The sequence below is a fragment of the Plantibacter sp. AC185 genome (genome assembly GCF_979258065.1).
Map to the genome: position 1 here is coordinate 1 of NZ_OZ409831.1, position 12,394 is coordinate 12,394.

General features: G+C 69.2%; 10 protein-coding genes. 5 read left to right on the plus strand and 5 right to left on the minus strand.

The window, feature by feature from the left end:
* The coding region (locus ACZZZB_RS00005; protein ID WP_463528672.1) for an esterase/lipase family protein at window positions 1–662 on the minus strand (662 nt) is incomplete at its 3' end.
* A gap of 248 nt (window positions 663–910) precedes the next feature.
* On the opposite strand from ACZZZB_RS00005, the gene ACZZZB_RS00010 reads away from it, so the two are divergent.
* The 4 genes from ACZZZB_RS00010 to ACZZZB_RS00025 all read left to right on the plus strand — a co-directional run bounded on the left by ACZZZB_RS00010 (window position 911) and on the right by ACZZZB_RS00025 (window position 7,480).
* Window positions 911–2,458 (plus strand): DUF3375 domain-containing protein, encoded by a 1,548-nt coding sequence (locus ACZZZB_RS00010; protein WP_463528673.1) that lies wholly within the window; start codon window positions 911–913, stop codon window positions 2,456–2,458.
* A gap of 1 nt (window position 2,459) precedes the next feature.
* On the plus strand, window positions 2,460–3,305 hold the full coding sequence (locus ACZZZB_RS00015) for a DUF4194 domain-containing protein (protein ID WP_463528674.1): 846 nt from the start codon (window positions 2,460–2,462) through the stop codon (window positions 3,303–3,305).
* Complete coding sequence (locus ACZZZB_RS00020) at window positions 3,302–6,682, plus strand: ATP-binding protein (protein ID WP_463528675.1); 3,381 nt, start codon at window positions 3,302–3,304, stop codon at window positions 6,680–6,682. The genes ACZZZB_RS00015 and ACZZZB_RS00020 overlap by 4 nt, the downstream gene beginning before the upstream one ends.
* A gap of 75 nt (window positions 6,683–6,757) precedes the next feature.
* Window positions 6,758–7,480 carry an HAD family hydrolase gene (locus ACZZZB_RS00025; RefSeq protein WP_229938860.1) on the plus strand — a complete coding sequence of 241 codons (723 nt, stop codon included), beginning with the start codon at window positions 6,758–6,760 and terminating at the stop codon, window positions 7,478–7,480.
* A gap of 33 nt (window positions 7,481–7,513) precedes the next feature.
* On the opposite strand, the gene ACZZZB_RS00030 is transcribed toward ACZZZB_RS00025, so the two are convergent.
* On the minus strand, window positions 7,514–8,605 hold the full coding sequence (locus tag ACZZZB_RS00030; RefSeq protein ID WP_463528676.1) for an MFS transporter: 1,092 nt from the start codon (window positions 8,603–8,605) through the stop codon (window positions 7,514–7,516).
* Between the two features lie 302 nt (window positions 8,606–8,907).
* On the opposite strand from ACZZZB_RS00030, the gene ACZZZB_RS00035 reads away from it, so the two are divergent.
* Complete coding sequence (locus ACZZZB_RS00035) at window positions 8,908–9,231, plus strand: hypothetical protein (RefSeq protein ID WP_191941086.1); 324 nt, start codon at window positions 8,908–8,910, stop codon at window positions 9,229–9,231.
* A 19-nt stretch (window positions 9,232–9,250) separates the two neighbouring features.
* Here ACZZZB_RS00035 and ACZZZB_RS00040 read toward each other — a convergent pair whose 3' ends face one another.
* The 3 genes from ACZZZB_RS00040 to zapE all read right to left on the minus strand — a co-directional run bounded on the left by ACZZZB_RS00040 (window position 9,251) and on the right by zapE (window position 12,384).
* Window positions 9,251–9,796, minus strand: coding sequence for a type II toxin-antitoxin system PemK/MazF family toxin (locus ACZZZB_RS00040; RefSeq protein WP_229938858.1), 546 nt, complete (start codon window positions 9,794–9,796; stop codon window positions 9,251–9,253).
* A gap of 98 nt (window positions 9,797–9,894) precedes the next feature.
* Complete coding sequence (locus ACZZZB_RS00045; RefSeq protein ID WP_085510852.1) at window positions 9,895–11,124, minus strand: ammonium transporter; 1,230 nt, start codon at window positions 11,122–11,124, stop codon at window positions 9,895–9,897.
* Window positions 11,125–11,322: 198 nt separating this feature from the next.
* Entirely contained in the window at window positions 11,323–12,384 is a 1,062-nt protein-coding gene (gene zapE / locus ACZZZB_RS00050) for a cell division protein ZapE (RefSeq protein ID WP_138947040.1), read from the minus strand.
* Window positions 12,385–12,394 lie beyond the last annotated feature (10 nt).

The following is a 12,394-nucleotide window of genomic DNA, read 5'->3' on the forward strand; positions in this document are numbered from 1 at the left end:
GCCAGCAGCTGTGCCTCCGCGAACACCCGCGGGTGGGCGAGGATCCGGAAGTGTCCGCCGGTGTCGAGTTCCACGTTCTTGGCGCCGTCGAGTCTGCTGCCGCCCGGGATGTGCGGATCGAAGCGCCCGTAGACGGAGACGATCCTCGGATTGACGGTCGCCTCTCGGGAGAGCGCGAGGATGGTCGGGTCGTCGGGGGTGAAGATGCGCAGGCTCGGGAGGAGCATGAGCCTCGCGTACCGTGACCCGGCGAACGGCGCCGCCACGGCGAGCATCCCGGAGATCCGGGCTCCGCCGCCGCCGAGCGACATGACGTACTTGCCGACGAGCCCGCCCTTGCTGTGCGCGAGGAGGACGACGTCGCCGAGCCCGTTCGCCTCGAGGTAGTCGGCGACGAGTCGTGCCGCCACCGGGACCGAGCGGTCGTTGCGTCCGAGCGGGTCGATCACGTGCACCGGATGTCCGTCGTCGTGCAGTCGGCGGATGAGCGGCTCGAGGAACCGCCAGGTCTCGTAGACGCCCGGGAGGACGACGATCGGTGACCGGTCGCCGGACAGGAAGTCGTGCGGGTCGGTCCGGCTGACGAAGGCCCGGACCTGCCAGACGAGTGCGTAGGCGTAGTCGCGCGCCCACCAACCGAGCGTCCGCAGCGCCGAACGGATCACCGGCGATCACCGTTCGCGCGGCTCAACCGTCTCCCCGCAGGACCTCGGGGCATCGCTCTGTTCCCATGTCCTCACCGTAACCGGACCACCCGGCCTGACCCTGGACCTTGACAGCGGCCGGACCGGGCCCGGGCGGATCGGGAGCGTCGATGCACAGCGTGGCTCACCACGGGTGCGGTGCGCTGATAATCTGGCAGCTGCGGTGGCCTCGGGGTGTTCGTGTGCCCGGACGATCGAGGAGTGCAGTGGGAGAGATCGACGGAGAGTTCGGCCGCGTCCGGGACGCGCTGGAGCGTCCTGCGATCCGGCTGCTGAGCCGACCGACCGCACCCGCGGTGGTCGCGATCTTCCGTACCACGTTCGGCCGAGACGTCCAGTTCGTCGCAGCGGACCGCTTCCACCTGCAGGTCGAGGAGTACCTCGGCGAACTCGCGGCGCGCGGTGCGCGGATCCCGGCCGGCGGCGATGAACGCGGTGGCGGACGGTCCCTCTGCCGGGAGTGGGTCCACGACCAGTGGCTCGTCCGGACCAGCACCGACGACGGCGAGGAACAGTACTCGCTCACCTCGCACGCGCTCGAAGCGGTCTCGCTCGTCGACGGACTCGCACACGACCGCGCCCTCATCAGTGAGTCGCGCCTGACCATGATCCTCGACTCCGTGCGCCGATGGGCGCTCCAGGCCGACCCGGATCGTGACGAGCATCTGCGTCGTATCGACGCGCAGCTCGCCGAGCTCCAGGCGGAACGCGAACGGGTCGCAGCCGGCGGCATCGTCGTCGCGGCGAGCGATGACCGGATGCAGGACGGCTACGCGAACATCGCCGACCTCATCCGTCAGCTCCCGAGCGACTTCCGCCGGGTCGAGGAGTCGGTCATCGCGATGCACCGGCGGATCGTCGAGGACTTCCGGAACGACACCCGTCCGATCGGCGAGATCCTCGACGACTACCTCCGGCGCACCGACGAGCTGATGACGGCGACGGCCGAGGGTCGGGCCTTCGAGGGCGCTTTCGAGCTCCTCCGCAACGACGATCTGCTGCAGGACCTCAAGCGCGACCTCTCCACGATCCTCGACCACCCCTTCTCGTCCAGGCTCGGGCCCGCGGAGCTCCGTGGCTTCCGGGGTGCCGTCGGGATCATCCGACAGGGGATCGACGACGTCCTCGCGCAGCGTCGGCGGCTCACCGCGACGCTCCGCGACCACATCGTGCATCACGACGTCGTGCAGGACCGCGAGCTCGACACGACCCTGCGAGCGTTGAACCAGCGCCTCGGCATCTGGATGCGGACTGCGGGACCACGCGCCACCGTCGACTTGCCGCTCCTCCCCGAGACCATCGACATCGAGCACCTGCGCGAGCGGTTCTACGATCCGGACGTCGAGGTCGCTCCGCCGCCGATCGCGACGACCGTCGAACGGACCGACGGCGCGGCGATGTCGCTCGACACCCTCCGGTCGCAGGGCGGTCCGCTCCTCGACGAACTCCGGGCCGGACTTCTCGACGCGGTGACCTCTGGTGCCGAGGACGCCCATGTGGCGTTCTCCGGGCTCGATCCGGAACTCCGACGACCGGTGGAGCTCTTCGGCCTCGTCCACCTCATGACCCAGCTGGGCACGTACGACGAGCAGGCACCACGCCGTCGCTACGAGACGGTCCGTCCGGACGGGACGACCACCGCGTTCGAACTCCCGGCCTTCCCACTGGGTGAGGCCGGTGTCGCAGCGCTGACGCGAGCCACGACGACCACGACGACTGCTCCGGCCGACCAGGCCGGGCGCGGAACGGAATGACATGACCTCCGAGACGGATCCCACCGTGACGGCGACGACCGATTCGACGTCGGACGACCTGACGACGGACGGACTCGACGCCGTCGCACCCGCCGACGCGCCGGTCGCCGGCCCGGACGACGACTCGTTCGCCCTCTTCGAAGGGGACGAGGGACGCCTCGACGCCGCTCAACGTCGTGCGCTGGTCGCTCTGCTGAAGCACCGCTACGTCAGCCCCGCGCTCCAGCCTGCCGAGTGGCGGACGGTCCTCGAGTCCGAGTCGCTGCTGCGGTCCCGCCTCAACGAGCTGTTCCTGGAGCTCGAGGTGGACCGCTCGGCCGAGGTCGCCTTCAAGCGCCAGGCGGGCTCGGAGAGCGGGCGGCGTCCCTTCCCGACCCTGCTGCACGACACCAGCTACAGCCGCGAGGAGACGATCCTGCTCGTCTACCTGCGGACGCGTCTCCGGACCGAACTGGCCAACGGTGCACGGGCCGCGATCGTCGAACACGACGAGCTCCTCGGCTTCGTCGCGAGCTTCCGGCCCGAGCACGCCACCGACCGCGCCCGCGACGACGGACGCGTCGAGCGCGCGATCGACAAGCTGCTGACCGCGCGCGTCCTGCTGCGGACCAAGGACGCCCGCCGCCACCGGATCGCGTCGGTGGTGGAGACGCTGCTCCCCCTCGAGCGCCTCCAGGAACTCCTGGAGTGGCTCGAAACGCAGACCGCAGCTGTCGATCCGGCCTCCGAACAGCCGCGAACCGATGCCGACGCGGACTCGGGCGACGAGCCCGACGGCACCCCAGCCGAGTCGCAGGACTCCCCCGACGACCAGACCCAGCCACAAGCAGCAGAGGACGACCGATGAGCCGCTCCACGGACACCGACACCCTGCTGAACCTCGTCGAGCAGTGGCGCATCGAACGGATGCAGGTCATCAACTGGGGTGGGTTCGACGGGTACCGATCGGTCGACTTCGCCTCCCGCGCGACGCTCATCTCCGGCGCCTCCGGAACCGGGAAGAGCTCGCTCATGGACGCGTACCTCGCGGTCATGATGCCTTCGGACGTGCCGTTCAACGGAGCCTCCAACGACGCGGCGGTCGGACGGGCACGGAATCCCGACCAGCGCAACCTGCTCACGTATCTCCGCGGCAAGATCGATTCGGCACGGGACCCGCAGACCGGGGCGATGCGCGACATCAACCTGCGCGGCACGGATCAGCTCACCTGGGGTGCCGTGGCGGTGACGTTCCTCAACGACGACGACCGTCGCTTCACCGTCGTGCGCGCCTACCTCGTCCCCCGACGTGCGCTGCGCACCGGTGACCTGTCGATGACCATGGCGACCGTCGACGGGCCGTTCGAGCTCACGGATCTCGAGGCGTTCGTGCCGAAGCGGTTCGACGCCGGTGAGCTCCAGGGTCGCATCCCCGGATTCGTCGTCCGCGACACCTACGCGGAGCTGTCCTACACGCTGCACACCCGTCTCGGCATCGGTGCCGGTGGCGACGGTGGTCGGGCGATGCGTCTGCTGGCCCGGATCCAGGCGGGCCAGCACCTGCCGACGGTCGACGGCCTGTACAAGTCGATGGTGCTGGAGCGTCCGAGCACGTACGACGCGGCCGACCGGGCGCTGTCGCACTTCGAAGCGCTCGACGAGGCATACCTCGCGATGGAGACCGAGAGCCGCAAGGCTCGAGTGCTCGAGCGGCTCGGTGAGCTGCGTCGCGAGTACGAGGACGGGCACCGGGCGGCGGCCGACCTCGAGCGCCTCGGCTTCACCGAGGACGGCACGACCCCGTTCACCGTCTGGCGCAGTCGCGCACACGAGGCTCTGCTCGATGAAGCGGTCTCCCGGAATCGGCGGGAGAAGCTCGAGGCCGGGGCCACGTTGGAGGCGGCGCGGGCACGAGCCGCTGCGGCGGGTGTCCGCGTCCGTGAACTCGAGCGGCAGGTGTCGGAGCAGGGCGGGAGCGCGCTGCGGCGTGCCGAGGAACGCCGTGAGGCCGCGGAGGCGACGCACGCCGAGGTGGCACGAGCCAGGTCGCTGTTCGACGAGCGCACCGAGGTCCTCGACGATCCGATCGAGGACGAAGACTCGTTCCGGCGTGCGCTCGGCCGCAGCGAGGACTTCCTCGCCGACGACGACACCGCGCTCGACGCCATCGAGACCGATCGCGCCCAGCTGCATCGCGAAGCGTTCCCTCTCGAGGAGCGCAACACCGAGCTCCGCCGTGAGCTGCAATCGCTTCGCGGCCGTGACGGCGCGGTCCCCGATCGACTCCACCGGGCGAGGCTCGCCCTCGCCGAGGCGGCCGGACTCGACCCGGAACAGCTGCCGTTCGTGGCCGAGCTCATCGACGTCGCTCCCGCGTATGCCGCCTGGCGTCCCGCGATCGAGGTCACCCTGCACGGTCTCGCGAGGACCGTCCTCGTCGACGAGGAACACCTCGACGCGTTCGGCCGCGCGATCGACGCCGTCCGGATCCCGGTCCGCCTGCAGTTCGAAGGTGTTCCGCTGCATGAGCCGTCCTCCCCGGAAGCGGGTGACCCCGCGTTCATCTCCGGCCGCGTCACATACCGCACCTCCCCGTTCAGCACGTGGATCGAGCAGCGCGTCACCTCGGACCGGATCGACGCGCGGTGTGTGGAGACACCGTCGGAACTCTCGGGTGGCGGGCGCCGCGTGACCGTGAACGGCCAGCTGCGTGACGGCCGCCGCGGCTCCCACGGCGACACGGGCGGCGCACCGATCCTCGGCTTCACCAATGAGGCACGCATCGCGTCGATCGAGGCGGAGACGGCCGAGATCCGTGGGCGCCTCGAGCTCATCGCCGGTCGACAGGCCGGCATCCAGCAGCGGCTGTCGCGTCGTGAGGCCGAGCGGGCCGCCCACCGGTACCGACTCGACACCGAGTGGGCCAGGATCGACGTCGCCGGAGCTGCGGCGCATCGTGACGCCGCCGCGGCCGAGCTGGAGCGTCTGCTCGACGCCAGTGACGTCCTGCAGGAGCTCCAGGGCTCGGTGGCGGCCGCCCAACGTGAACTCGACGCCGCCAACGCCGAGCGGTTCCCGGCCGAGGATCTCATCAGACGCCTCGACGAAGAGCACGGGGTGCTCGTCGATCAGCAGGACGCGGCGACGACGGTCATCGACCGCTTCGAGCGCTCCGAGGTGGAGGAGGTCTCCCCCGCCGACGTCGACCGGATCGAAGCCGCCCTCGCAGCGGTGGGCGGCGTGCCGTCACTCGGCGGGTTCGGCGATGCGATGAAGCGGCTCCGCACCCGGCTCGGTGACGAGTTGTCCTCGGCCGTCCGCCAAGCGGAGCAGGCCGCGCTCACACAGGTGCACGTGTTCGAGCAGTACCAGTCGATCTGGCACGACCCCAACCTCGGCACGACGCTCGATTCCTACGGCGACTACCGGGCGATCCTTGACGGCATCCTCGGTACCGGTCTCCCCGAGCGCCGTCAGGAGTGGCGCCGTCGGTTGTCCCAGTGGAGCGGCGAGGACCTGGTCCCCCTCAGCAGCGCGTTCGACAGCGCCGTCGAGGAGATCGAGGACCGCCTGGTCCCGGTCAACGACATCCTGCGCGACCTGCCGTTCGGACCAGCGCACGATCGTCTGAAGATCGTCCTCCGCCGGGTGCATCGCGAGGAGGCCTCAGCCTTCCGGCGCGAGCTTCGGGCGCTGTCGAGCGAAGTCACCGCGAACCTCGACGACGACGAGTTGGAGGCCCGCTTCCAGCGGCTCCGCCGGTTCATGGAGTCGATGCGCGACACGGGTGCCGGGTCCCAGTCGACCCGCGACCAGGTGCTCGACGTGCGCCGTCACGTCGAGATCACCGCCGTGCGCTACGACACGTCTGGGCAGGACGTCAGCGTCTACTCCTCGCTCGGCGACAAGAGCGGTGGCGAGACCCAGGAGCTCGTCGCGTTCATCGTCGGCGCTGCCCTGCGCTACCAGCTCGGCGACGAGGACCGCCCGCGTCCGAGGTTCGCACCGGTGCTGCTCGACGAGGGCTTCATCAAGGCGGACTCGGAGTTCGCCGGCCGTGCGGTGGTCGCCTGGCTGCGGCTCGGCTTCCAGCTCGTGATCGGGGCCCCACTCGACAAGGTGACGGCGCTCGAGCCCTACATGGACCGTCTCCTGTCGATCCGGAAGGATCCGGAGACCCGACACGCCTGGGTCGCCGAGATCGAGCGGTCGGCTCCGGTCGAGCCGCTCGAACGCGTCGGATAGGCAGGAGACCCGCCGACCCGCCACCATGCGCGGTGACCGATCCCTCCGGGTGCGGCGCTGAGCTAGGTTGCTGGGATGAGCGACGACAACGGTGGTGGAGCTTCCGGTCAGCCTGTGCGCGCGACGGGGCAGGCTGAGGCGCGACCGTCGCACCAGTCGGGTGTGCGCCCGAGCGCGGTGCTCCTCGACTTCCACAACACGTTGGCGGTCGTCCGGTCGGTGGACGAGTGGATCGACGAAGCGAGCGACCTGCTCGCGAGTGGGCCTGCACCGGGGGCGATCCCACGTGAGCGGATCCGAAACGTGTGGGTTGAAGCCAGGCGGCTGTTCCCGGCTCTGGACTGGGACCTCGACCCCACCGCGCATCGGCACGCCTTCGTCTCGACCCTGAGCCATGACGACGCGATACCGATCGATGTCGCGGACGCGCTGTACGCGGTGATGCCGAACCAATGGATGTTGAACGCAGGCGCATCCGACTTCATCGCCCGAGCATCCGCGGCGGGGACGCGTCTCGGAATCGTCTCGAACATCGCGTTGGACATCCGCCCGGCGCTCGGGCGATGGGGCATCGCCGACGCGATCGACGCGGTGATCCTGTCCTACGAGGTCGGATGTGTGAAGCCCGATCCGCGGATCTTCCGGTTGGCCGCGGACGCGCTCGGCGTCGATCCGGCGGACTGCCTCATGATCGGCGACTCAGCGCACGACGATGTCGGCGGTGCCGCCTTGGGGATGCCATGCCTGATCGTGCCCCCGGACGGGACGTGGCGAGCGTTCGCCCTGGCGAGCCCGTAGCGAACGGCCCAGGCGAGCGCTGACACGGACGCGCTACGACGGCTCTTTCGACTTCGGTAGCGCGCACACCGCCGCGAGAACGCAGAGCAGTGCGATGACCGGCATGCCGAACGTCAGCGCCGTGGCGAGCCCTGCGCTGGTCGCGACAACGCCGATTGCGACGGCACCGACAGCTTGAGCGATGTAGACCGTCAGGTACATCGTCGACAGAGCACCTGCCCGCTGTTTCTCCGGAGCTGCTGCCGAGACGAGTGAGAATCCTGCGGAGAACATCAGCCCGTATCCGAATCCGCTCACCACGCTGGCCAGTAGGAAGATCGGGAACGAGTGGTGCGCAGCCGCCGGGAGCAGGAGGACGGACCCGACAGCGGCCGCCCCGCCACCGATCAGACTCGCCGTTCGAACCCGTATCCGGTTCGCGACGAACGCGGCCGGAACCCCTGCAAGTGGCCAACTCGCGAGCGCCAGACTCGTGACGAACGCGTTCTGTGAGCCGACGAGTTCCTTCGCGATCTGGGCCCCGAGCGCCAAGAAGACACCGCCCATCACGAACGCGCTCAGCACTGTTCCAGTGCCGATGACGAAGGAGCGTCTACCCGCCACGGGGACATGGGGCCGCGTGGGCCGCCACGGTGCACGGACCGTCTCGCGTTCGGGCAGGAACCAGAGCAGCACCAGCGTCACGATGACGACGACGAGCAGTAGCGCGAAGGGCGCCCGCGCCGGGGCTGCACTGAATTGCACGAGTGCGCCACCCGCCATGATCGCCACCGTGGCACCGATCGATGTCGCGGCGGTGTTGACCGCACTCGCTCTGGCGGGACGCGCGGACACGTTGAAGTCGGTCAGGGCCGCGGCGGCCGCGCTCAGTCCGATACCCACACCGATGCCCTGTGCAGCACGGCCGACGAACAGCCACGGCAGCTCTCCCGCGATGAGGAACACGAGCGTGCCGAGGGCTACGACGCTCATACCGCCCAGGAGGACGCTTCGTCGTCCAAGCGCATCGGAGAGGGTGCCGCCGACCGTGAGAGCCAAGACGAGCGCAAGCGGGTACGTGGCGAAGAGGGCGGTCGTCAGCGCGGGGGTAGCGCCCCACTCGTCGACGTAGATCGGATAGACCATCGCGGGCGACCCACTCGCCCACTAGGACAGGCCGAGGACCGCCGCGACCACGATGAACGCTGTCCGGCTCGACAGACGGGCCGGTTCTCGTGACGACATGCAGCCAGCTTGCTGGGTGACAGGGGTATCGGCCTAGGAATTCTGCCGAACAGCGATCCTGCACTATCTCGGATCTCGTCCCTGAGCCGAGTACCGGTCCATTTCCACCCGCCTGGTGAGACAGCACTGCGGCGATTGTCCTGTCACATCGTCATCATCGGTGTCGCCTTGACATCCCCCAGAATCGAACATATGTTCGAATCATGTCCGATCGCCCCGCTGCCCCGCCGATCCGCATCGGCGAGGCCGAGTGGATCGTGATGCGAGAGATACCCGACCGGCCGGCCGGTCTCGTGAAGTACTTCGCTCCGAGCGGCGCACCGGCCTACTTCCGCTGCGTCACCTGGGCTCCGCGTTCAGAGGACCGCCGATTGATCGGTCGGTTTGCGACGCTCGCCGAGGCGGAGCGTGCCGTGCCGGGTGGACGCCGGTCCGCTGCACCGGCCACCCCGAGCTCCGCGGACGCCTGGGAGCACGGGCAGGTGCCGTGGGACGCCGCGCCGCGACGGAGCGACCGGTACGCCTGAGCGACCGGTCGCAGGTCGGTCAGCGCCACCCGTACCGCGAACGGAGCCCAGTGGCGACCCGGGCGAAGCGATCACGCGGGACCTGAGCCGCCTCCCGCCGCATCCCGTCGGGGTGCACGCGGAAGACGCGGTCGAGGTTCGCCCAACTCGGACGGCCGGCACTGTCCCATCCGCCGGTGCCGAGCGGCACGAACTCACCGTCCTGCGAATGATCCTTGCTCGTCAGCTGCACCGCCAGCACCCAGCCTCCGGTCGAGCGCGCCACGATGAGCACCGGACGGTCCTTGCCACGTCCGTCGCGCTCCTCGTACGGCACCCAGGTCCAGACGATCTCGCCGGGATCGGGATCGCCGTCGACGGCCGGGGCGTAGTCGATGGACACGGCGCCGACCGCCCGCGGATCGACCTCGACCGTCGCCGTCCGGCCTGAGCGTCCGGGTGAAGCGGCGGTGGTGGTCGGTGGCGTCGCGAGGCCGGCGGTGCGCACCGCACTGGAGGCGGCGCGAGTGGAGGGGCCCAGGAGTGCGTTCGCGACGCGGCGGATGATCGAGGTGAAGGTTGACACGCCGTCACCCTATCGTCCGCGGCTCCCACCGCAGGGAACGCCGAACGGGCGCCGTCCTGGTGGACGACGCCCGTTCGGCGAAGCAGAGGCGATCGAGGTCAGTCGACGAGGGCGTACCCCTCTTCGCCGTGCACGGAGGTGTCGACGCCTGCGATCTCGTCCTCGTTCTTGACGCGGAAGCCGATCGTCTTCTCGATCGCGAAGCCGATGACGAAGGCCACGATGAAGGAGTAGATGAGGACGGCGAAGGCGGCGATGGCCTGGACCGCGAGCTGCTCGATGCCGCCGCCGACGAAGAGGCCGGTCTCGGTCGCGAAGAAGCCGAGGTACAGGGTGCCGATGAGGCCACCGACGAGGTGGATGCCCACGACGTCGAGGGAGTCGTCGAAGCCGAGCTTGAACTTCAGCTCGACGGCGATGGCGCAGACGGCGCCGGCCACGATGCCGAGGAGCAGCGCCCAACCCGGGGTCAGGTTCGCGCACGCCGGGGTGATGGCGACGAGACCAGCGACGGCACCGGAGGCGGCGCCCACCGAGGTCGCCTTGCCGTCCTTGAACTTCTCGACGACGATCCAGCCGATGATGGCGGCCGCGGTGGCCCCGACGGTGTTGACGACGATGAGTCCGACGTTCGCGAGCTCGTTCAGCCACTCGGCGCCGGCGTTGAAGCCGAACCAGCCGAACCACAGGATGGCGGCTCCGAGGAGGGTGAGCGGCACGTTGTGCGGCTTCGTGATGCCCTTCTGGAAACCGATGCGCTTGCCGAGCACCAGGGCGAGGGCGAGGGCTGCGGCTCCGGCGTTGATGTGCACCGCGGTTCCACCCGCGTAGTCGATGACGCCGATGCCTGCATCCTCACCGAAGAGCGTGGTGCCGAGGTTCATGATCCAGCCGCCGCCCCAGACCCATGCGGCGATCGGGAAGTACGCGATGGTCGCGAAAAGGCCGGCGAAGATCATCCAGGAGCCGAACTTCGCGCGGTCGGCGATGGCGCCGGAGATCAGCGCGATCGTGATGATCGCGAAGGTGGCGCCATAGGTCGCTCCCACGAGGTCGGTGTTCGCGGTCTCGCCGCTCGCAAGTGCGGTCATCCCGAAGTCGGAGAACGGGTTGCCCGCGAACTCCAGCGGGCTGCCGACGGCCGACATGTTGAAGCCGTAGAGGATCCACAGCACGCTGATGAGGCCCAGTGCGCCGAAGCTCATCATCATCATGCTGACGACGCTCTTCGCCTTCACGAGGCCGCCGTAGAAGAATGCGACGCCGGGGGTCATGAACAGCACCAGAGCGGTTGCCGTGACTCCCCAAGCGATACTGCCTGTATCCATTGGATCTTCCTCACACATCGTGGTCTTGCAACGGGTGCCCGAGATGGTGAGGACTGGCTGAGCTCGGCCTCGCCGTCCGACTCGGTACAGCGACCAGTCTGGGGAACGGAGGTTTCCGCACGACTGTCAGCGTGTTTCCGACGTGTTACGCGAGTGCCGCTCAGGTAAACAGCGTGTTTCGTGACCAGGTGGGGCCGATCAGTCCATCGAGGTGAGGGCGATCATGCGCGACATCGCGCGCAGGTACTTCTTGCGGTATCCACCGTTGAGCATGTCGCCACCGAACACCTCGTCGAGGGCCGTGCCGGTCGTGACCACGGGGATCTGTGCGTCGTACACCCGGTCGATGAACGCGACGAGCCGGAGCGCCTGGCCCTGGTCGGTCAACTCGTGGACGTCGCGGAGCGCGATCAGGTCGACGCCGTCGAGCAGTCCGATGAATCGTGAGGGGTGGACGGCGGCGAGGTGGGTGATGAGACCGTCGAAGGTGTCGACCGTGACATCACGGTCGGCGGCCGCCGCCTCCGCGGTGCGGGCGTCGAACCGCTCCTCGGAGCTCACCACGGCGTGTCCCTCGATGCTGCGGCGGCGGTAGTCGGTGCCGTCGATGCGGAGGGTCTCGAAGTTGGCGCTCATGGCCTGGATCTCGCGGAGGAAGTCGGCTGCGGCGAAGCGGCCCTCCCCCAGGGCGTTCGGCGGCGTGTTGGAGGTCGCCGCGATCCTCGTCCCGGTCGCGACGAGTTCCCCGAGCAGTCGGGTCATGACCATCGTGTCGCCCGGGTCGTCGAGCTCGAACTCGTCGATGCAGATGAGCGTCGCGCCCGTCAGCTGCGCGACCGCCGCCGCGTAGCCGAGCGCACCGACGAGGGCCGTGTACTCGATGAAGGTGCCGAAGTACTTCTTCCGACCGGGAGCGTCGTGCCAGAGCGCGGCCAGGAGGTGGGTCTTGCCGACGCCGAAGCCACCGTCCAGGTAGATGCCCGGCTTGGCCGCCGGCGCCTTGGACTTCCGCCGGCCGAAGAAGCCGCCGCCGCCACCGGCCTGAGGCGCGAAGAAGCCGCGGAGCTTCTCGACCGCGGCCGCCTGGCCCGGGAAGTCGGGATCCGGACGGTACGAGTCGAAGCTCGCCTGCTCGAACTGCCGGGGCGGCGTCAGGCTCGCGACGATCTCGGCGCCACTGACCGTGGGGACACGGTCGGTGAGGCTGCGGAATCCGGTCGGGACGGAAGGCGTGGTCACGGCAAACCTCTGGCTCTGCATGGGTGCTGGG

Coding starts and splice junctions, on each gene's coding strand:
- ACZZZB_RS00015 (WP_463528674.1), top strand. CDS start 2,460: ATGACCTCCGAGACGGATCCCACCGTGACGGCGACGACCGATTCGACG.
- ACZZZB_RS00020 (WP_463528675.1), top strand. CDS start 3,302: ATGAGCCGCTCCACGGACACCGACACCCTGCTGAACCTCGTCGAGCAG.
- ACZZZB_RS00025 (WP_229938860.1), top strand. CDS start 6,758: ATGAGCGACGACAACGGTGGTGGAGCTTCCGGTCAGCCTGTGCGCGCG.
- ACZZZB_RS00030 (WP_463528676.1), bottom strand. CDS start 8,605: ATGGTCTATCCGATCTACGTCGACGAGTGGGGCGCTACCCCCGCGCTG.
- ACZZZB_RS00035 (WP_191941086.1), top strand. CDS start 8,908: ATGTCCGATCGCCCCGCTGCCCCGCCGATCCGCATCGGCGAGGCCGAG.
- ACZZZB_RS00045 (WP_085510852.1), bottom strand. CDS start 11,124: ATGGATACAGGCAGTATCGCTTGGGGAGTCACGGCAACCGCTCTGGTG.
- zapE (WP_138947040.1), bottom strand. CDS start 12,384: ATGCAGAGCCAGAGGTTTGCCGTGACCACGCCTTCCGTCCCGACCGGA.